The sequence below is a fragment of the Paenibacillus sp. LK1 genome, assembly GCF_002750415.1.
Classification (GTDB): Bacteria; Bacillota; Bacilli; order Paenibacillales; family Paenibacillaceae; genus Paenibacillus; species Paenibacillus taichungensis.
Genome location: NZ_PEII01000002.1, coordinates 596,772 through 618,212, shown reverse-complemented (window position 1 = coordinate 618,212; position 21,441 = coordinate 596,772). Strand labels below are relative to the sequence as shown.

The window sequence follows — 21,441 nt, the reverse complement described above, 5'->3', positions numbered from 1 at the left end:
ACGGGGTACACTCGAAGTGATAGCGCTTTCTTTATACAATAAAATTATACCTCACGGGAGGAATAAAAAGGGGGATTCGCATGAACATGTCATTAAAGAAATTCTCATTGTTAACGTTAACCATGGTTCTGGCAACCACGCTTGCAGCCTGTTCATCGGGTACGGGTAGTGCTGAGAATGAAGCCCAACCGAACACACAGCAGGATGCCGGAGGTCCGCTTACGAAATATGATCCACCCATTAAATTAACATCAACCATGAATGAAACCGGGAAAGAATCGCTTGCTGAAGGCGATACACACGCCAATAACATTTGGACCAGAGGATACAAGGACGAGCTGGGAATCGATGTCACCTATGACTGGATTGTCCCGGATGCCAATTATAACGACAAAATGAACGTCACCCTGGCGAGTGGCGATTTGCCAGATGTATTGAAGGTAAGTGCTGTGCAGTTTGAGCAGCTGCATGAAGCGGGGATGCTGGAAGATTTGACTGAGGTCTATGATAAGTACGCATCCGATCTGGTTAAGGAATTTATGTCTGCTGAGGATGGAGCAGGTTTGAAGCCAGTAACCAAGGAAGGGAAAATATACGCAATGGTCAGTTTCCCAGGCTCGCTGGATTCCTCGGATATGATCTGGATTCGCCAGGATTGGTTGAAAAAGGTCGGGCTTGAAGCGCCAAAATCAATGCAGGACGTTATCAAGATTGCGGAAGCCTTCACCTTCGAAGATCCGGACGGTAACGGCAAAGATGACACGTATGGTATTGCACTCAACAAGGATTTGCCAATTAATGCGTTCCTGCTTGGTTATCATGGTTATCTCGAAACTTGGATCAAGGATGCTTCGGGTCAGGTTGTGAATGGAACCATTCAGCCTGAGGTGAAGGAAGGATTACGCGAACTGCAAAATCTGTATTCGAAGGGTGTACTCGACCCTGAGTTTGGTGTTAAGGATTTTACGAAGATGATGGAAGATGTGAATGCAGGCAAATCAGGCATGTTCTTTCTGCCACAATGGGCACCATTTCAGGTTAGCAGTATGATTAAGAAGGATAAGAACGTAGACTGGCTGCCTTATCCGGTTCAATCGATCGATGATCAGCCTGCCAAAACGCAGAATCACTTAAGCTTGGGTGGAATATTTGCCGTACGTAAAGGATACGAACACCCGGAAGCATTGATTAAACTGCTGAATTTTCAGGCAGAGAAAATGTTCGGTGAGTCAGCCAAGGAAGAGCGTGCTGCGTATTTGAACGGCTTGACCGGACTTGGTTTTCATAATGCGACCGTATCCAATCTGCCCGCCAACAAAAACGTGAAGGCACAGGACGAAGTCGAGCAGGCGCTCAAAACGGGAGATACCTCCGGATTAGAGCTTGAAGCGAAGCTGTTCTACGATGATATTATGGATTACCGCAATGGGAATTTGGATAAGTGGCATATGGAACGTATTTTTGGACCGGAAAGCTCGCAGGGTGTCATTAAATATTACCGGGATAACGACCTCATTGTCATGAATGAATTTATCTACGCCCCGACGAGAACCATGAACACGAAACAGGCAACCCTGGATAAACTGCGTGCTGAGACGTTCCTGAAAATCATCTATGGCAACCTGTCTATTGACGAGTTCGATAACTTTGTTGCAAATTGGAAAAAACTCGGTGGTGACCAGATCACTCAGGAAGTGAATGAAGTCATTAATGCGAATAACTAAGCCATAGTAAAACAGCAAATGCCACTCTGCGTACGATTCGCAGGGTGGCATTTTGTATTACAAGCTATAAAGGTCATCCGGTTTCATGAGAGCCTTCTTTCTGCTTCTTGCGATATTCATTGGGGCTGCAGCCCATCTCTTGTTTAAATAGTTTGGTGAAGTGAGAGTAGTTGGTATAACCCACATTTCCAGCAATGGTATGCACCGAATGTGCGGTGGTCTCCAGGAGATGCCGGGCCGCCACAAGACGGGTATGGATGACATAATGGCCCAGTGAAATGCCCATCTCTTTCTTGAACAGCCGTGCCAGATAATCCGGATTCAGATAGACCATCTCCCCCAGATTATTCCTCGTTAAATCTTCTCCATAGTGCGTGCGTATATAGTGGGTAATCTCATGTACAACCGACTTGGGCTGCTCGGCAACATTCAGATATTCCGCAGCCGTATTAACCAGGTAGGCAATATAGGATTGCATATCTTCAATAGAATGCAGAGATTGCATGAACAATTGATCATTCGTTTTGCCCATATACAGCTTGTGCACTTCGATCTCCTTACTCTTCAATTGGGCATATACAAGTTGCACCAGATCAAGACGCAACAAACTTAGAACAGCGGTACCTACAACACCTTCACGGACCAGTTGATGCATATAACGACCCGTTTCATCCAGAAAAGCCTGGAAGCGATTTTCATTCAACAATTTCTCCAGCAATCCCAGATCAGGCGGTGTGTAATTCAACTCGGGTCTATTATAGTTTTCCAGTAAAAAAGTTTGGTTGCGATGTTTGATTCGCTCTTCATTCATAAGCAACAACTCATTGATGGTATGACGAATCTGACCCAGTGGTAGAGAGAATCCGATACTACAGCAAACATCAGACTTTAGGTAATTATTAACCTCGGGGATAAACAAACCGCACATGGATTCGATCAGCTGTGCATCCGGCGCCCCGTTCCATTTTAGAATAATCATCCAGTTATGATCCTTGATTTCGATAATGGCTTCAATGGAGAACAACGTGTTCTGGAACCGCTCAACCATTACATTCAAACACGCGTAATCGAACAGGTTCTTGTCCGTCTTGCCCAGCGTATGATCGTACGGAAACAGGTTAACCAGAATAGGGAGAAACAGATCGGTTGTTTCATAAGGCAGATTTTGTTCTGTCAAAAAGGCAGAGACGTTGGCAGGGCTGGAAGGAAAAGCTTTACCGGAGATTAGCCTGCGCCAGCTGTCCTCAATCAGTTTGCTTCGGTTTTTCTGCCACAGCTCACCCTCATGAATGGCTTTCTCAATGAATTGCTGGTCGCGGGCTTTAGCAACTGCCTTTTGAATAATAAGAGTTAACTTGTCAAACTCGATTGGTTTTAGAAAATAATCAAAGCTTTGCAGCTCGATTGCTTTCTGGGCATAGTTGAAATCGGCATAGTTGGTCAGAAATATCGTCTGTACATTATGCGATTCCTCCCGGACCCATGCGAGTAATTCCAGCCCGCTACCCTGGGGCATCTCAATATCACATATGAGAATCTGTACGGGATGAGTTTGCAACACTTCCTTGGCCTGCGCAATATTGTAGGCTGTGAATATTCTATGAATCCCTAATGCCTCCCAATCAATTTTCTTTTCCAAAGCCATGACAACAAAATAATCATCATCAACCAGCAATGCATTCATGGTTTGTCACCTCTCCCGGAGTATCTGAATTCAGTATCATTTTAGGCAAGGAAAGCGTGATCCGAGCGCCACTTGCGTCGTTTGCAAACATAATATTTGCTTCATCTCGATATAACAATTCCAAACGTTGGATGGTATTCATAATGCCGATCCGGTTGCCGCCAGTTTGTTCCAGCGCTTCTCCACGCACCAAAGCGTCAAGAACATCTGGGCTGAAGCCTGGTCCTGTATCCGAAATCTGGATGAGTACATGATCGCCACTTTCCTGTCGTTGTTCCGTCACGGATAAAGTAATACATAGTTCCCGGTCTCGAGAGACCCCATATTTGACCGCATTTTCGATGAATGTCTGAATGACAAGTGGGGGCACAGCGATGCCCGTGATGACCTCAGGCTGTTCGATTCGATAGGAAAAAGCGTCGCGGTAACGCGACTTCTGGATGTCCAGAAACGTTCTCACATGTTCAATCTCATTCTCCAGAAGAACGAAATTCTCCCCACTTTGAAAGATATATCGGAAATAACGAGAGGTAGCTAGTGCCATACTCTCAATTTCCTCGTACATCTGCATCTGTGCCATACTGTACATGCTCGTCAGACAATTCAGGAAAAAGTGAGGTTTAATCTGCAATTTCATATAATCCAATCGTATTTTTTGTTTCTCCAATTCTTGCTCGTAGCGATCGATCTTGAACCGTTTAATCTGGCTTACCAGTTCTTTAAACTGTGCATTGACCTGCTCCAGTTCCATTATCCGGCTGCTCTTGAAGTCTGTCGCTTCATCTCCTTCGTTAATACGCGCCAGATTTTTGGAGAATCTCTGAATGGGAACGAGCAGATTTCTCCTGAAAAACATGATGATCGCACTTAACGTGGAGGTGATGATCAGAAAAAGCAGCATAATGAGCAGCTGAGCTACCATGATTTTCTCGAATGCGCCAAACTTGATGGCCATATGCACGCTGAATGCCGCATTGGAGAAGTCGCTGCTGACAATATTATGAGACTGGAACAGATCGAGAAATGAATGTCTCTCTTCTGGTATGTGATCCCCGCCGGCAGGTCCGGAAAGTTGCACTCCATTTTCGTCTACTAGAGAGGCGTACCCGTTGGCACCCAGATTAATCTGCTGGAGAGGGGCGATCAGTTCGTCTGCGGATATCAAGGCAACAAGATAACGGTTGTAGTACGGCACAATATTGATAAGATAAGAAGTGCCGTTCACGTGAATTGGTGTCCAATGGGAATAGAACTTCTCATATACACCTTTATCACGGGTCAGCGTAATGATTTGTTTTTTCACTTCTGAATAATCCGAATAGGAGATACTTATTGGTGCGCAGTTAAGGAAATATTCACTATTCTCCAAATAATAAAAGAAATTGTACGACTGCCCGTAGTTTCGCTGTAGTTCGGCGAAGAGCAAATGTAGTTTCTCGTTGGCCTTCAGGAACGGAATACTGTTCACGCCATATGTATTCATGTTGTCGAGATTCTCGTCATTGGCCAGTGTCCACCCCATGAAATGATTAATGTACGCAAAATCGTGATTAATGCGATTGATGTACAGATCAGCTGCATCCTGCAAGTATTGGGTGGACTGCTGTTTGACCATGGAGATGGACGCAATGCTGATCACAAGATCCAAGATGAGTACGACAAAAGAAATGACGAACATCATGCGGATATAATGCCGGATGGGGTAGGGTTTGATGGTGTTCAGGTTTGCCATGGAACAATGCACCACTTTCTTGATTGCTTGGTTATGAATACGCTTTAATATCTCAGGAATAGTATAAAACCTTTATTTGAAAAAAACATAAAGAATTGCATCTTTTGATTCAGAAGTCCGAATTACACACACGAAAGTCTGGATAACGATATGATTTTTGCTCGTAAGCATCTTGGTTACTTGTAAAGTTCATGGATGGAACTATAGAAGTCCGAATAACGTCCTTAGCGGTCCGATAAACCCAATGTGAAGCAGTTTATACTGAAGCTATTCCAGAGATGACAGGTCCTACGGGAGAGCAGCATCAGTATATTTACAGGAGGGAAGGAAGAACCATGAGGACCAATCCACTTTATATTGGAAGAACGTTGGAGAGAATTAGGCGAAATTGGGGTCTTTACGTTTTGCTTTTTCCAGCGGTTCTGTTGACACTTTTATTTGCCTACAAGCCGATGTACGGCGTATTAATCGCCTTTAAGGACTACAGTCCGGCACTTGGGATCGGAGACAGCCCTTGGGCTGGATTCAAATACTTTGAGAAATTCTTTAAATCCTATCAATTCACCAATACGATACGTAACACACTTGTGATCAGTCTGTACAGCTTGGCTACTTTTCCGATTCCAATTATGCTTGCATTACTGGTGAACCAGATGAGAGCAGGGAGATTCAAGAAGTTTTTTCAGACAGTCTCCTATATGCCTCACTTTATCTCAACGGTAGTTATGGTCGGGTTGATGCTAATCCTGTTCTCGCCAAGTACAGGACTTGTTGGCAATATGTATCAGCTGTTTGGAGCACAAGCACCGGACTTAATGGGTTCATCAGCTCTGTTCAGCAGTGTGTATGTATGGTCTGACGTGTGGCAGCATGTCGGTTGGGACAGCATTATCTACATTGCCGCGCTGTCTGCCGTAGACCCAAGCCTTTATGAAGCGGCCACGGTTGATGGGGCAAGTCGATGGCACAAGGTTCGTTATATTGATATTCCGATGCTGCTGCCGACTGCCATAACGCTGCTTATTCTGCGGGTAGGTGGATTACTCGGCGTAGGATTTGAAAAGGTGTATCTGATGCAGAACGACCTGAACATTCTCTCAAGTGAAATTCTGTCCACTTATGTATACAAAATCGGGTTGCTGAGCAGTCAATACAGCTTCTCCTCAGCAATAAACCTGTTTAACACGGTCATTAATTTCATTTTGCTTATTCTGGTCAATCAGTTGTCCAAGAAATACAGTGAAAACAGTCTATGGTAGGGGGGAGACAAACAAGATGAGCGTTATGGAACCGGCAGCAATGACCAGAACTCCCCGTATCAAACGTCGACCACGTGTTACGGTTGCAGAAGTCATATTGTATGCCTTTGCTGTTCTTTTTCTAATTGCTATCATTTATCCGATCTATTTTATTGTCATCGCCTCGTTCAGTGATCCTTCATCTGTGGCTAACGGACAGGTGTGGGTGTTCCCCAAAGGATTCACTCTGGAAGGGTATAGGGAACTTCTCCGACACGAAAATATCTGGATCGGATATCGCAATACCATTCTTTATACAGTGGTTGGAACACTCTTCGGGCTTGTCGTTAATATTTCGGCGGCTTATGCATTATCGAGAAAAGATCTGGTTGGGCGCAAATTTTTCTCGCTGTTCTTTATCTTTACAATGTTCTTCAGCGGGGGATTGATTCCAACCTTCCTGACGATCCGCGACTTCCATCTCTATAACACGTTCCTCGTGATGGTGCTTCCGTTCTCTGTAGTTGTTTTCGACATGATTGTCGCCCGGACATTTTTCCAGACCAGTATTCCGGGAGATTTATGGGAAGCTGCCCAGATCGATGGCTGTGGTAACCTGCGGTATTTTGTACTAATCGTATTGCCGCTGTCCAAAGCAATCATCGCAGTACTTGGACTATGGATTGCTGTAGGGTATTGGAATTCATATTTTAATGCCCTGATTTATCTGAAAGATCCGAATCTATATCCGCTGCAACTCATTTTACGTAATATTCTCATCACAAATCAGATGCAGTCTGGCATGGGTACAGGAGAAGCAGCACAAGTTGCCCTGCGTCTTGCCAATTTGATGAGGTATTCCGTTATTATTATCGCTACAATTCCAATCATGTGTGTGTATCCATTCATCCAAAAATACTTCAATCAGGGGGTGATGATCGGCGCAGTGAAGGAATAGGCAGGTTGAAATTCATTACGAATCAAGGGGGTTCCCAAATGGGGAAAAAGATAGGGAAGAAGTTATTCACCAAAATGAGCAGCCTGATTCTCGCGTCGGCTATGTTAGTCAGCGTGGTTGGCTGTAGTAGCGGAAATGGTAGTGAACCTGCGGAGACTACGGTATCAAGCGATTTTAATCAGGAAGGTATGCCAATTGTCAACAAACCGGTCACACTCAAGGTGCTGACGGTTCGTTGGGGGAATATGGGCGACACCTTTACACAGAACCAATGGCTCAAGGATTTGGAGAAGGATTCTAATGTGAAAATTGAGTGGCAGGTCATGTCCTCTAATGACTGGGGTGAGCAGAAATCTATTATGCTTGCCAGTGGTACACTCCCGGACATTATCTTGGGTGACCAGGTGTTCAGCGATTCGGACATTGTAAACAACCTGAGCTATTTCCGTCCACTGGATGAGTACATTGACTCGTATATGCCCAACTTGAAGGCGGCTATGCAAGAGACGCCAGATATGAAGAAAATCAGCACGTTTCCTGATGGCAAAATCTATTCTATGCCAACAAGACTGCCTGCCCGTCCGAAAAGCCGGAATCAGCCTGTAATCAATAAGGCTTGGCTTGATAATCTGGGGCTGAAAGCACCAACGACAACAGAAGAATTGTATCAGGTATTGAAAGCGTTTAAGGAAAAAGATCCGAACGGAAATGGAAAACAGGACGAAATTCCGTACACGGAAACGGGTCTGAATGTGGACTTCCTGAATCCATTCGGAATCACTGACATTAATGCCAGCAGTATGATTGTGCAAGACGGTAAACCGGTCTTCTTCCCAACGACTGACGAGTATAAAGAAGCTCTTATTTATACACATAAGCTGTATTCAGAAGGGTTGATTGATCAGGAGCTGTTCACACAAGACAATACAATGACATCAGCCAAATGGCAAAATGCAGACATTCCAATCGTCGGCTTTAGCAACCAATGGACGCCTGATGCTGTGTTTGGAAAGTGGAGCGACCAATATGAAGCGATTGCACCTATTGCCGGACCTGATGGCAAACGCTATCAGCCTGGGGATCCTGGGGGCATGAATCTGGCTCGTAATGAACTGCTCATTACAAGTTCATGTACTGTTCCTGAAGTAGCCGCACGCTGGGCAGATCAGTTCTATTCCAACGAAGCCAGCATTCAGAATTTCTGGGGTGCGATTGGAACTGTAATTGAGAAAAATGATGATGGCACATACACGTTGATGGACCCGCCGGCAGGCACCAGCGCCGATGCTTGGTACTGGGATCAATCCTTGCGTGATTTCGGACCTAAATATGTAAGCCCTTCCTTTGAAGAAAAAATTAAGCTTAATCCGAAGGCTGGTGACGGTCTCAAGCTGGAAATCGATCAGTTGGGCAGTGCAGATGTAACAACACCTTATCCGAAGGTTATGTACAATGCTGAAGAGTTCCAGGAGCTGCCAACGCTGACAACGGATATTGACGGTTATGTAGCAACAATGCGAGCTCAGTGGGTAACCAAAGGCGGCATCGAAGAGGGCTGGGATGATTATATCAAAAAGTTGAATGATATGGGACTTGAACAGTTACTGACCATCCGTAATAATGCCTTCGAACGTTATATGAACGTCAAATAGAGTGGAGTTCAGTCACATCATTCATTGATTAAATAACAAAAAGGTGCGCTTCCTTATTGAAGGAGTGCACCTTTTTGTTCGTTTATGATCTGCGTTTCAACAATAAAACGCCACTGATGTTCGATGTTTTTTTGCTATAGACCACTTTAAAACCAATATCATTGTCCAGCAAACAGTTTAAGGCATTAATCAGCAATGCACCACGCACCAGTGTGAAGGTACAAGGGGATGTGTTCCCAATCACACGTACACTTCTGATTCGGCGTGCAGAACCGGGAACGAGCGGATTTCTGGACCAATAGATCAATACTAAATCCGGTTGTGGAACAGCCTTTACACATGCCATCCTCATCATCTCTTTTCTATTAGATTCTTTATAGTAAATGAAAAGCAGATTCAGAAGGTGCTAGACAAAAGACGCGATATTTAATAAATGGACAATCACGAGGTAAACCTCATGGCTAAGCGCATGTTATTCGTATTTGTAGTCACACATGGGATTCGGATCAAAGTATGGTATATCAGGCAATCATAAGTGTTCTTCCAGTCCCATACATATAATGCTGGAGGTGATTGGAATGAGCAAGGAACCCATGGATGAGAACAAAAAGATAGAGCAGCGAAATGCCTTTCTTCGGGATAATAACGGAAAAGAAATGTCTTCCAATGAAGGGATTAAAATATCGGATGATAGCAACTCACTAAAAGCTGGGGATCGCGGACCCACGCTGCTAGAAGATTTTCTGATGCGTGAGAAACTGTCTCACTTTGACCGTGAACGCATTCCGGAGAGAGTTGTGCATGCACGGGGATATGGAGCCTACGGTGAATTTGAGTTATATGAGTCACTTGAAGAGTTAACGATGGCGCATTTTCTTCAGGATCCCGGTGTGAAAACACCGCTATTTGTTCGTTTTTCCGAGGTCGCAGGCTCCAAAGGAGTGAACGAAACGAATCGGGATGTGCGTGGGTTTTCAGTAAAGTTTTATACCGAAGAGGGCAACTTTGATCTGGTCGGGAACAATATTCCGATCTTCTTCATTCAGGATGGGATTAAGTTTCCGGATCTGATACATGCGCTGAAGCCGGAACCCAATAATGAAATTCCACAAGGCTCCACTGCGCACGACACCTTCTGGGATTTCATCGCGAATAATCAGGAGTCGGCAGCGATGGTCATGTGGATTATGTCGGATCGCACGATACCGCGAAGCTTTCGAATGATGCAGGGATTTGGAGTACATACCTTCCGGCTGGTGAACAAAGAAGGTAAATCCAGATTCGTGAAATTTCATTGGCGGCCGGTACTTGGTATGCATTCTTTTGTGTGGGATGAGGCGCAGAAGCTGGGCGGGGCGGACCCGGACTTTCATCGCAGAGACTTGTGGGAGAATATCAATGCAGGCAACTTTGCTGAGTTCGAACTTGGAATACAGGTGCTGGAGGAAGCAGATGAATTCAAGTTTGATTTTGATATTTTGGATGCAACGAAATTATGGCCAGAAGAAGACATTCCGGTACGAATCATTGGCAAAATGACGATTAACCAAAATGTCGAGAATGTATTTGCGGAAACGGAACAGTCGGCTTTCCATCCTGGCAACATTGTACGTGGCATTGATTTCAGCAATGATCCACTGCTTCAAGGCCGACTATTCTCGTATACGGATACACAATTGGCAAGGGTGGGCACGAATTATCAAGAATTGCCGATTAATCGTCCCGTGTGCCCTGTACATAATAACCAGAGAGACGGAGCTTCCCGTTACACCATTGATCGAGGAAGAGTCGCCTACCACGAAAACTCTCTTGCCAATAATTCTCCCTATACTGTGCCCGGTACAAAAGGTGGGTTTGTAACGTGTCCTTCCACGGTGCAAGGTCTCAAGGAACGAAAAACGGCAGATAGTTTTCTGGATCATTTCTCGCAAGCACGTTTATTCTGGAACAGCATGACAGGCGTGGAGAAGGGTCATATCATTCAGGCACTCACGTTTGAGCTCGGGAAGGTAAAGGACGTTTCGATTCGTCAACAGGTCGTTGATATGTTAGGAAATATCAGCACAGAGCTGGCGACCATTCTGGCCCGCGAACTTGGAGTCGCTGTACCGAAAGTTCCCGAATCTTCAGTGACAAAATCCTCCCCTGCGTTAAGCATGGCCAATACCGTGTTTTCTCCCAAAACGCTGCGCGTCGGGGTGATTGTCGGTGAAGGATTTGATGGTCCGAGCACACAATACATTTTGGATGAGCTTAAGAGCGCTGGACTTTGCCCAGTCATTGTTCATGAAAGACTAGGTGTGGTCCATGGAACAGGCGGTGTGGAGTTGAAAGTGGACGACAGCTTTTTGACCGGATCACCCTTGGTATATGATGGGTTATTCATTGTTGGAGGGCAGAAGGAAGATGATTATTTTCAGAAATACACCCGATCCTATGCCATTGAAACGTACAATCATTTTAAACCGATAGGTGCTACACCGACAGGGGCGGTCCTGATTCAGCCAGTCGGCATTATCGGCAAACCTGGTGTCATTGTGGAACAGAAACCTTCAGCTTTTGTAGAGCAATTCATTCAAGCCATGACCCAGCAACGCTTCTGGAATCGAGCGTAGCAGGTTTGTGTGCCTTCAAACGAGTGGACATCAAATAACAAGAAAAGGACCTCACTAGAGATCCTTTTTCCTGTTTTTTTGTTCTTGAAAAAATAAGAGCGATATTTCCCTAATTTGCTGCAATTGATTATTTCCTTACTTATTGGTGCTATGCTGTTTCGCCGGCAGTTTATCCGTTGGTGTACCTTTACCATTGTTTTTGTTATGACGTGCTTTTTCGGCGTTCTCATTCACTTTTTTTACAAAATCATGGGTGCTCTCCATGTTAAGCAAACCTCCTTCAATTAATCAAAATGTGTAGCCTGAATCTTAATATAACCATTGGAAGGTCATTATATTTGGATGCTCCACTCTTACTGTAATATCATTACGACTAGTATGAAACGTCGGTGGGATAAACTGGACATGGGAAGTTCAGGCGTCTAAACTGTATAGAACGATACAAACAAGAAGGAGCCCGAATCGAACCATGTTGCAGAAATTCGGTTTTACACAATATGAAAGTCAGGTATATGAGGCCATATTTGCGCAGGATGCACCGCTTGATGCCACATCCATTGTTAGTTACTCCAATGTACCCAAGGCTAAGATATACGAAGTGCTTAATCGGCTTATTGATAAGGGAACCGTACTAACAACCATGCATGGGAAGAAAAAATTGTACATGGCGGTTGATCTTCAGTCCATTATCCTCAAAATAAGGGCTGACTTTGAGAAGGATATTGAGGAATTAAAGACGTATAAAATCAAACGTACATTCACTGATGAACATATCTGGACATTGAAGGATGCAACATCCATTGCATCGAATATTGAACAGCTTATTGAGGAAGCGGATTCATCTATCCTTTTTCTGGCCTGGAATGAGCAAATGGAGAAGTACCGGGAGCTTCTGGAGCAAAAAGAAGCTGAAGGTGTACATGTAGAGGTCCTGGCTGTAGGAGGACTGCAAACGTCTCTAGCCCATAAATATTCGTTAATTCCAATGCTTGAGGACAGTAATCTTGAGCCCTCGCAGCTAATCATTGTTGACCATGGTTATCTTTTGTTTGCAGGAATCGAACATGATTCATGGAAGGCGATCAAGACAACGTCCAAACCGATTGTTAAAGCAATGACGGATTATTTCTATCATGACGTCGCTCTTACTCAAATTACTAAAAAATACGGTGACCAGCTGCTTCAGGATGAAGAAATTGCACGTCTGCTGGCGCGATTAATTTATTAAAACGAGGGTTCCAAAAGCTATTCTTTCTGAGAATAGCTTTTTTGTATTGAAATCTCCTCTTGATTAAGTTACTATCGTAGTTGTAACTTTCGAGGAGGATTCAAAAATGAATAAAAAAGTATATGTCCTGGCAATCGCGGCATTTGTGGTTGGTACCGTTGAACTCATTTTAGGTGGGATTCTGGACTTGATTGCAACAGATCTTCATCTGACCTTGGCCAAAGCCGGGTATTTAATTTCCATTTTCTCACTTGTCTATGCGTTATCTGCGCCTATTTTGTTAAATATGACGGCCAGATTCGAACGTAAAAAAGTATATATGTGCACTCTATTCGTTTTTCTAATCAGCAATCTCATCTCTGCGTTCAGTGCCAATTTCTATATGCTCTTGGCAGGCAGAGCATTGGGGGCCGCAACGGGATCTCTGATTTTTGTCCTGTCTCTGACGCTCGCAGCCCGTATTGTGGAGCCGCAGTATAAAGGGCGTGCTGTGGGGATTATCACGATGGGAGGAAGTGCTTCACTGATCCTGGGTGTACCTATCGGAATCTTTGTGGGTAATCTTGCTGGATGGCGTGAAGTGTTTATGTTGATCGCAATTTTGACTGCAGTAGTCATGGTTGCCATTGGCATTGCCATGGATCGTGTGCAGCCGATTCCGGCAGTATCCCTGAAGAAGCAGCTTACTGCTCTATGGAACCCAAAAATGCTGGCAATCCATGTTACAACATTGCTTGTGCTCGCAGGACACTTGACGTTATATGCTTATTTCACACCATTTCTCCAGGAAGCGCTTGGAGCCAGCTCAACAATGGTCACCTTTATCTATATGATGTTTGGTATCGCTGCTGTGGCAGGGGGAGGAATCGGCGGCATATTATCAGATCGTTTGCACCCAGCCAAAGCCATTATCATCGTGCTAATACCCTTTATCATAAGCATGGCGGTTATTCCATTTAGTACCGGGTTGCCTTTAATTTCCTTCTTGATTCTGCTAAGTATCTGGAGTGCGCTAAGCTGGACCGTTACCCCGGTACAGAATAGTCTGATTATCAAAACCTCACCTGCAACGGCTGAAACGTTAATTAGCACCAATTCAGGAATTGCACATGCGGGTATTGCTCTCGGAACTTATATCGGCGGGGTGGTTATCGATCATTCATCCATTATGTATACAGGATGGGTGGGATCGGTTCTAATCCTGATGGGTCTGGTGTCAGCCTTTTATGCAATTAGTCGTAAAGAGCAAACGGTTCATGCCGCCGAAAAATCGTTAGTATAAAAGTTATCTTTTCCAAATTGGTCTATATAGCTTCAAAAAACCTCTGCGGTCCAATAATTATTGGATTGCAGAGGTTTTTTGAATGACATTAGGCATAATATCTCTATATTCAATTTGCAAAGGAACTTGATTTATTTAGGTTATCCCATATAATTATTATAGCTTTATAAAGTATCTTAATTTATCAGTTCGAAAATTAATATAGACGTAAAGGGGAAACAATCATGAGCAATATCACAACAAAATCGGAAAAACAGAAAATGATCGATGGTGAGCTGTACTTGGCTTCCGATCCCCAATTGTCTCAAGACAGGGAATATGCAAGGAAAATGACACGCATGTACAATCAGACCACAGAAACAGAGGGTGAGCTCCGTACAAAGGTATTAAAAGAGCTGTTAGGTTCAACGGGTGAACACCTGAGCATGGAACCGAATATTCATTTTGACTATGGATACAACATTCATGTTGGAGAGCATTTCTATACCAACTTTAACTGTACGATACTTGACGTATGTGAAGTGCGCATTGGGGATAACTGTTTAATGGGACCTGACGTTCACATATATACCGCTACCCATCCCTTGAATCCATTCGAACGGATAACAGGTGCAGAGTATGGAAAGCCAGTAACCATAGGCAATAATGTATGGATCGGAGGTAGGGCAGTTATTAATCCAGGAGTCACCATTGGGAACAATGTCGTTATTGCTTCCGGTGCCGTAGTTACAAAAGATGTTCCGGACAATATGATTGTTGGTGGAAATCCTGCTAGAATCATTAGAGAGATAGAGCTTTAATCTATTCATTTTGGACAGAAGAGTTGGAGGCATAAGAATTCATGACAGAAAAAGAGAAATCACAACTGGGACTACTGTATAATGCGAATTACGACAAAGAATTAATTGATGAGCGGTTGTACGCAAAGGGACTTTGTTACGAGTATAATCAGCTTCATCCTGGCAAGATCTCTGAGAGAGAGGCGCTGCTCAAAAAGTTGCTTGGGAAAACGACGGATCGTTTCCTGATCGAGCAGCCATTTGTATGTGACTACGGCTATAACATTGAAATTGGTGAGAACTTCTATAGCAATCATAATATCGTTATGCTGGACGGGGCAAAAATTAGTTTTGGTGACAACGTTTTTGTTGCACCAAATTGTGGATTCTACACTGCCGGTCATCCTTATGATGTGGAGCAACGTAACGAGGGTCTTGAAATTGTAGGTCCGATCACAGTGGGCAATAATGTATGGATCGGTGGCGGCGTGACTGTGCTTGCGGGTGTGACCATTGGAGATAACACAATCATCGGGGCAGGAAGTGTAGTTACCAGAGACATTCCTTCGGATGTAATTGCTGCGGGTAATCCATGCAGAGTTATTCGCAAAATAACGGAAGCAGACAAAACGAAGTATAGAAGAAGCTAACACAAGTGTATACGAACCTTCAGAATGCCCGATGTTTTTCATCGGGTGTTTTTAATACCTCTGGAGATATTGTATAGTTACTACATTGGAGAAGAAACTATGGAGTAGGGGTGCTTATGAAAATAGCGAACGCGTATTTGATGAAAGAAATTAATATAAACCATGTACGCCAGGTCATGAAACGGGTGGAAACAGCAACCAAGCCACAACTGGCCTCCTTGACCAAGCTCAGTGTAGTAACCGTCAATTCACTGGTAAAAGAGTTGTGTGAACTGGGTGAACTGTTTGAGGACGAGACAGTACCTTCCAACGGGGGAAGACCTGCATTAACCTACCGATATAATTACGATTTTAGCTTGGCTTTGGTCATGTATATCAACGAAAAGCAGGGGCAGGATCTGATTACAGCCACCGTCATTAATCTAGAGGATAACATGGTATTCAGAGAAGAATATACAATGCCCGCCTTTGATCAGAGACACTTCTATGAAATCATTGGGAACGTACTGTCTCAGCATGCTTCCATTAAAGTCATCGGTATCGGTATTCCGGGACAGACCGTGAATGGAGAAATTACGGTGAGCAGTCACCGGCAGTTAGAAGGTATCCGCATGATTGAAGATCTTGAAGCACAGTTCGGATTACCAGTTCTGGTGGAAAATGATGTGAACGCTGCAATTAGCGGATATTGTGCAAAAAAAGAGTTGGACGAGGATCAATGTATCATCGGAATTTATTTTCCAACCAAATATCCTCCAGGCATGGGAATTTATCTGAACGGTAAAGTGATCAAAGGAAAACTTGGCATGGCCGGGGAGGTTAAATACCTTCCAATGGGGATTGATTGGTATAATTCAGTGGAAAAGGAAGCATTTATTGCAACGGTATGCAAAATGATTCAAACGGTAAATGCGATTCTTGCTCCAGATCAGGTTGTAATTTACCAGAAGATGGTTGAAGAAAATGCTTTGGTTCAAGCGTGGCAAATGTATCAAGCGGATCTGTCGATGCCATCTTATCCTAATGTCATTCTGATCGATTCCTTCCGGGAAGACTTTGAAGCAGGGATGCGATGGCTAACATTGAAAGCGTTGGAACCCGATCAGGTTCAATTTAACTGAAATCGGGACTCACTATATTAGTAAAAATCCCCCAGCAGCAAACCATACATCATCACATCATATTGCAATGTATGTCCTTGTTTTCTGTTGGGGGAAAGCAGGAATGTACCTGCTACAGCGGTATCACTTACTTAACGTTTAAGGCTCTTGCCGTTACTACCGATGATATCTTTGTACCAGTGGAACGACTTTTTGCGATACCGCTCGAGTGTTCCTGACCCATCGTCATGGCGATCAACATAGATATAACCATAACGCTTTTTCAATTGTGCTGACGAAGCACTGACCACATCAATACATCCCCAGGACGTATATCCCATAACTTCAACGCCGTCTTCAATGGCTTCCCCAACCTGAACAAGATGATCATTCAAGTACTGAATGCGATAGTCATCTTCAACTGTCTTTTCACCATCAGGTCCAGTAATAAGCTCGTCCACAGCGCCCAGCCCATTTTCCACAATAAAGAGTGGTTTCTGATAACGGTCATAGAACATGTTCAAAACATAACGCAGTCCTTGCGGATCGATCTGCCATCCCCATTCACTTGCAGGCAAGTAAGGGTTAGGTATACCGCCAAGCAGGTTACCTTCACCTGCAACCTGTTTATCCGGATCAGCCGTTTGGCAGATACTCATGTAATAGCTGAAAGAAATGAAGTCGACGGTATGGAGCAGCATGTCTTCGTCGCCATCTTCCATCTGAATCTGGATTCCATTTTCACGGAAGTAACGTTTCATGTATCCAGGATAGCGGCCTCTCACATGAACATCTCCGAAGAAATAATTGCTGTGTTCGAATTCCATCACTTTAATCATATCATCGGGATTCGGTGTTAGCGGATAAGTCGGCATACTGAGCATCATACAACCAATCTGTGCAGTTGGAATGATCTCATGACAGAGTTTCACAGCAGAAGCGCTGGCTACAAACTCATGGTGTATTGCCTGATAAAGATCCTGCTTGCTCAATTTCTCTTTTGGTGTGTAGATCCCACCACTCATAAAAGGTGCCTCCAGAATCGAATTGATTTCGTTGAACGTGAGCCAGTATTTCACTTTATTTTGATAACGTTTGAATACAGCAGTCACATAACGCTCGTAGAAGCCGACCATCTTCCGATTAACCCAGCCATCATATTCCTTGGAGAGATGGAGAGGTGTCTCGTAGTGGGAAAGGGTAACCAGTGGTTCGATTCCGTATTTATGACACTCGTCAAAGAGATCATCATAGAATTGAAGGCCTTCTTCATTGGGTTCCAGCTCATCGCCTTTAGGGAAGATACGGGACCAGGCGATGGAAGTACGGAATACCTTGAATCCCATCTCAGCGAACAGCTTGACGTCTTCTTTATAACGGTGATAGAGGTCAATCCCGATTAGTTTCATGTTATTTTCAGTCGGTTCTTCAGTAATGGGACCCATGATACCTTTGGGAGCCACATCCTGAGTAGACAAACCTTTGCCGCCTAAATTATATGCACCTTCAGCCTGGTTGGCGGCAATCGCACCACCCCACAGAAAGTTTTCGGGGAAATCAAATGATGGATGTTGAGAATGAGTCATGTGTATCGCTCCAATCGTTATGAATTCGTTGTGAATATTACATACAGCAGCACTGCATAAAAAAAGCTTAAACGTTGGAACGGGTTACACGTCAAGTTTTACTTTTTATTTATTTTGAGGCAAACTGTAATTCATCATAGAAAGTCAGCAAGAAAGGAGACTTCATGTGTCCAAATTTGATGAAATTATGAAGCTGTCCGGCTACTCGAAGGCCACGGTGTCCAGAGTAATTAATCATTCACCACATGTGAGTGACGAGGCCCGGCAGAAAATAACACAAATCATGAAACAGTTAAACTATATCCCGAACCGAAATGCCGTTTCGTTATCTACCGGACAGACCAAGCAAATTGGAATTGTCACATCTGCCACCAACGAGATTATCCTTACGTTTATGAATCAATTCATTGATACAGCGATGGATTATGGATTCCAGACCCTGATCTATACTTCGCGTGGAGATAAAGAGATTGAATTGCAGGCGTTCGAGGATCTGCGGAGTAAACGGGTGGATGGACTGGTGATTATGACCTGTGTCAATCCTCCAGACAAACTGAAAGCCTACTGCGAGTATGGTCCGATTGTATCTTGGCAGCGGATGGGAGATGACGAAATTCCGTCAGTGGCTATGGATCAGGCGCAAGGCTACAAGCTGGCTCTGGAACATCTGGTGTCCAAAGGCTATTCCCGCATTGCCAATGCCTTTGGCAGAGCAGAAAGTCTGAATACCCAGAGTCGGCGTGAAGCCTATGAATCATTTATGACAGATAAGGGTCTGCCTGTATTGCGTGAGGCCTATCAATATTCCGTGTTTAGTTCATCTGACGGGGAAGAGGCGATGCGAAGAATGGCAAATGGGCCAGAACTTCCTCAAGCGGTGTTATGTTCAAATGATTATGCAGCAATCGGAATCTGGTCCGAAGCACGCAAACAAAATATACAAGTTCCCGAACAACTTGCCATTGTTGGCTTCGATGATATAGAGCTGTCCCGTGTGCTTGGAATAACAACCATACATAATCCAATTGCAGAACAAGCCACCCAGGCATTTCATCGATTATGGGCCGTCCTTGGCAAGCAGGAGTTACAGCCTCAGCAACTGGAATTTCAACTGATTGAACGTGCGACCACCTGAATTGAATTTTTTTGGGAAGAAAGCACATCATTGCTTACGAATTCTTACACCATTAGAGAACGTAGCATTGCAAAGGAGGGATTGTTATAGCACGTGTTTTATTTATTAACGGTGGATCAGAGGGACATGTCAATCCAACGATTGGCGTGGTACAAGAGCTTATTTCACGCGGGGAAGAGGTTGTGTACTTCACTATAGAAGCGTATAGGGAACGTATGGAGAAGACGGGTGCTATTGTTCGAACCTTTGACGGTCAAAAAATCATTAAAGCCTTTGTCTCAGGTGGCAGAGATTATTTGCTCGAACGAGTCAACGGTCTTTTGCTTACGGCAGATATCGTCATTCCAAGTGTGCTTGAACAGATCAAGGGTGAACATTTTGATTACATCATCCATGATTCCATGTTTGGCTGTGGACGTTTACTTGCGCAAATTCTGAAGCTACCTGCAATTAATTCGTGTACTTCTTTTGCGCAGGCTGAAGAATCTTTCGATCATTTGCTGCAACACTTTTTCTTAAATGTTCCTGCCGAAATCGCCCAACCTATAAACGATACATTCCATAGCTTGACGATGAGGTTACAGAAAAAATATGAGGTGGAGATTGCTTCTCCCTACGAGGTGTTTTGCAATCCCGCGCCACTTACCATCGTATATACAACAAAGGAATTTCAGCCTTATGGAGAAGAATTCGACCACACGTATCAATTTGTAGGACCGTCCATAGTTTCGCGACTATCCCATGAAGACTTCGATATGGAAGGAATTAAAGGGAAAAGACTGATTTACATTTCACGGGGTACAATTTTTAACCAAGCTCTTGATTTCTATAAGCTTTGCTTGGAAGCATTGGGGAATACCGATTATACAATTGTCATGTCCGTAGGGGATAGAACACAGCTTGCTGATCTGGGAGCAATTCCGGAAAATTTCATCGTTAAACGTTATGTTCCACAAATGGATGTATTGCAATCTGCTAAATTATTTATCACACATGGCGGGATGAACAGTACCAACGAAGGTTTATATTACGGGGTTCCCCTCATTATACTCCCTCAGAGCGCGGATCAGCCGATCATTGCAGAGCAGGTTGTTAGTAGGGGAGCGGGCCTCCGTTTACAAATGCAAACCTTGACTGCCAATCAGCTGCGTGAAGCTGTGGATCATGTGTTGAGCGTTCCTTCTTTTGAGAAAGCTGCTGCGAATTTGAGGGAATCCTTTCGAAAATCAGGCGGATATCATTGTGCTGTTGATGCGATTTTCGAATTTAAGACTCAACATTTCATTCACGGATAGTTCAGTCATTAATTATTCAAAATTGAAGCATTTCCGGACCAGAACCATGCGGTATACTGAACAAGACGTTTCAAGAGAAGCTGCATTATTACAAATTATGTGGCTTCAAGTTGAAACATCTTGTAACAAGTTACATATTTCACAAACTAGCCGCTGGAAAGGTGAGATTGAACAGGATGAAGACAGTCACAGGTCGATTCAGAATTGCAGGCATATGGGAAGGTGTATCATTGCTGCTGTTGATTTTTATAGCTATGCCGCTAAAATATTTTGCCGATATGTCTTCCCCAGTAACCATTATGGGTATGATTCACGGTATTCTTTTTCCGCTATATCTGATTACACTTGTGCATTTGGCTGTTGTGAAGAAGTGGAAAGCTTCACGTTGGTTCATGGGATTGGTAGCAGGCTTATTGCCTTTCGGAACATTTGTATTCGAGTCCTATCTTCGCAAGAGAGACTGGAAGTAAGGCTTGCAAAAAAGAACAACAATGACAGCAGTCGACCAACTCCGGATGTTATCCGAACTGGTCGCCTGCTCGTTTCTGTGCAAATTCTTTTTTTGGAAAGAGTGCGAACGCGTTATTTTACAGTACCTTGCTGACGATCCGATAGCAGGCTAACTCCAATATCACCAGAGGCATCAGATACAGGTGCATACGCGGAGAAGGAGATAACGGCAATCAGGGCAGTAAGCAGAAAAACAAATGATTTTTTCATACAATAACCTCTTTTCATATGGGATGATCTTCCAACTATATTTTAATGCAGATAGGCTGTGTT

The 21,441-nt window shown here is 43.9% G+C and carries 19 protein-coding genes; 13 read left to right on the top strand and 6 right to left on the bottom strand.

All coding sequences use genetic code 11. From position 1 onward, the window contains the following. Positions 1 to 80: 80 nt before the first annotated feature. A complete protein-coding gene (locus CS562_RS06420; protein WP_099854426.1) occupies positions 81 to 1,724 on the top strand; it encodes an extracellular solute-binding protein in 1,644 nt (547 codons plus the stop codon). A 73-nt stretch (positions 1,725 to 1,797) separates the two neighbouring features. On the opposite strand, the gene CS562_RS06415 is transcribed toward CS562_RS06420, so the two are convergent. Both CS562_RS06415 and CS562_RS06410 read right to left on the bottom strand, forming a co-directional pair. Continuing rightward, the gene (locus tag CS562_RS06415) at positions 1,798 to 3,408 is read right to left on the bottom strand and encodes a response regulator (RefSeq protein ID WP_099854425.1); all 1,611 of its coding nucleotides are present in this window, start codon (positions 3,406 to 3,408) and stop codon (positions 1,798 to 1,800) included. Next, on the bottom strand, positions 3,389 to 5,140 hold the full coding sequence (locus tag CS562_RS06410) for a cache domain-containing sensor histidine kinase (protein WP_257219402.1): 1,752 nt from the start codon (positions 5,138 to 5,140) through the stop codon (positions 3,389 to 3,391). The genes CS562_RS06415 and CS562_RS06410 overlap by 20 nt, the downstream gene beginning before the upstream one ends. A 335-nt stretch (positions 5,141 to 5,475) precedes the next feature. Here CS562_RS06410 and CS562_RS06405 point away from each other — a divergent pair, with 335 nt between their 5' ends. Genes CS562_RS06405 through CS562_RS06395 form a run of 3 tightly spaced genes read left to right on the top strand, consistent with a single transcriptional unit; the run spans position 5,476 to position 8,988 of the window. Then, positions 5,476 to 6,399, top strand: coding sequence for an ABC transporter permease (locus CS562_RS06405; RefSeq protein ID WP_099854424.1), 924 nt, complete (start codon positions 5,476 to 5,478; stop codon positions 6,397 to 6,399). Between the two features lie 40 nt (positions 6,400 to 6,439). Further along, entirely contained in the window at positions 6,440 to 7,336 is an 897-nt protein-coding gene (locus CS562_RS06400) for a carbohydrate ABC transporter permease (RefSeq protein ID WP_240342896.1), read from the top strand. A gap of 38 nt (positions 7,337 to 7,374) precedes the next feature. Further along, on the top strand, positions 7,375 to 8,988 hold the full coding sequence (locus CS562_RS06395) for a type 2 periplasmic-binding domain-containing protein (RefSeq protein WP_099854423.1): 1,614 nt from the start codon (positions 7,375 to 7,377) through the stop codon (positions 8,986 to 8,988). Positions 8,989 to 9,070: 82 nt separating this feature from the next. Here CS562_RS06395 and CS562_RS06390 read toward each other — a convergent pair whose 3' ends face one another. Beyond that, positions 9,071 to 9,334 (bottom strand): hypothetical protein, encoded by a 264-nt coding sequence (locus CS562_RS06390; RefSeq protein WP_076288346.1) that lies wholly within the window; start codon positions 9,332 to 9,334, stop codon positions 9,071 to 9,073. Positions 9,335 to 9,566: 232 nt separating this feature from the next. Between CS562_RS06390 and CS562_RS06385 the strand changes: the two genes are divergently transcribed. Next, positions 9,567 to 11,603, top strand: a complete 2,037-nt coding sequence (locus CS562_RS06385) for a catalase (protein ID WP_373561688.1) — start codon at positions 9,567 to 9,569, stop codon at positions 11,601 to 11,603. 135 nt (positions 11,604 to 11,738) lie between these two features. Here CS562_RS06385 and CS562_RS06380 read toward each other — a convergent pair whose 3' ends face one another. Further along, a complete protein-coding gene (locus tag CS562_RS06380; protein ID WP_036664828.1) occupies positions 11,739 to 11,867 on the bottom strand; it encodes a DUF4023 family protein in 129 nt (42 codons plus the stop codon). Positions 11,868 to 12,072: 205 nt separating this feature from the next. Here CS562_RS06380 and CS562_RS06375 point away from each other — a divergent pair, with 205 nt between their 5' ends. The 5 genes from CS562_RS06375 (at position 12,073) to CS562_RS06355 (ending at position 16,663) form a co-directional block, all read left to right on the top strand. Next, positions 12,073 to 12,831 carry a TrmB family transcriptional regulator gene (locus tag CS562_RS06375; RefSeq protein ID WP_099854422.1) on the top strand — a complete coding sequence of 253 codons (759 nt, stop codon included), beginning with the start codon at positions 12,073 to 12,075 and terminating at the stop codon, positions 12,829 to 12,831. Between the two features lie 106 nt (positions 12,832 to 12,937). Next, positions 12,938 to 14,113 (top strand): MFS transporter, encoded by a 1,176-nt coding sequence (locus CS562_RS06370; protein WP_099854421.1) that lies wholly within the window; start codon positions 12,938 to 12,940, stop codon positions 14,111 to 14,113. A 224-nt stretch (positions 14,114 to 14,337) separates the two neighbouring features. Then, positions 14,338 to 14,913: a sugar O-acetyltransferase gene (locus tag CS562_RS06365; RefSeq protein ID WP_180287047.1), complete on the top strand. Its 576-nt coding sequence runs from the start codon at positions 14,338 to 14,340 to the stop codon at positions 14,911 to 14,913. Between the two features lie 41 nt (positions 14,914 to 14,954). Then, positions 14,955 to 15,542, top strand: a complete 588-nt coding sequence (locus CS562_RS06360; RefSeq protein WP_076288349.1) for a sugar O-acetyltransferase — start codon at positions 14,955 to 14,957, stop codon at positions 15,540 to 15,542. Positions 15,543 to 15,658: 116 nt separating this feature from the next. Further along, positions 15,659 to 16,663 carry an ROK family protein gene (locus CS562_RS06355; protein ID WP_099854420.1) on the top strand — a complete coding sequence of 335 codons (1,005 nt, stop codon included), beginning with the start codon at positions 15,659 to 15,661 and terminating at the stop codon, positions 16,661 to 16,663. A 131-nt stretch (positions 16,664 to 16,794) separates the two neighbouring features. On the opposite strand, the gene CS562_RS06350 is transcribed toward CS562_RS06355, so the two are convergent. Further along, positions 16,795 to 18,228, bottom strand: coding sequence for a glycoside hydrolase family 1 protein (locus tag CS562_RS06350; RefSeq protein WP_099854419.1), 1,434 nt, complete (start codon positions 18,226 to 18,228; stop codon positions 16,795 to 16,797). 166 nt (positions 18,229 to 18,394) lie between these two features. Between CS562_RS06350 and CS562_RS06345 the strand changes: the two genes are divergently transcribed. From CS562_RS06345 to CS562_RS06335, 3 genes are all read left to right on the top strand, one after another. Further along, positions 18,395 to 19,363, top strand: a complete 969-nt coding sequence (locus CS562_RS06345) for a LacI family DNA-binding transcriptional regulator (RefSeq protein WP_076288352.1) — start codon at positions 18,395 to 18,397, stop codon at positions 19,361 to 19,363. 86 nt (positions 19,364 to 19,449) lie between these two features. Further along, the gene (locus tag CS562_RS06340; RefSeq protein WP_099854418.1) at positions 19,450 to 20,658 is read left to right on the top strand and encodes a macrolide family glycosyltransferase; all 1,209 of its coding nucleotides are present in this window, start codon (positions 19,450 to 19,452) and stop codon (positions 20,656 to 20,658) included. Positions 20,659 to 20,834: 176 nt separating this feature from the next. Beyond that, positions 20,835 to 21,128 carry a DUF3817 domain-containing protein gene (locus tag CS562_RS06335; protein ID WP_076288354.1) on the top strand — a complete coding sequence of 98 codons (294 nt, stop codon included), beginning with the start codon at positions 20,835 to 20,837 and terminating at the stop codon, positions 21,126 to 21,128. A 112-nt stretch (positions 21,129 to 21,240) separates the two neighbouring features. On the opposite strand, the gene CS562_RS32845 is transcribed toward CS562_RS06335, so the two are convergent. Continuing rightward, positions 21,241 to 21,378: a hypothetical protein gene (locus CS562_RS32845; protein WP_175382695.1), complete on the bottom strand. Its 138-nt coding sequence runs from the start codon at positions 21,376 to 21,378 to the stop codon at positions 21,241 to 21,243. Positions 21,379 to 21,441: the final 63 nt, after the last annotated feature.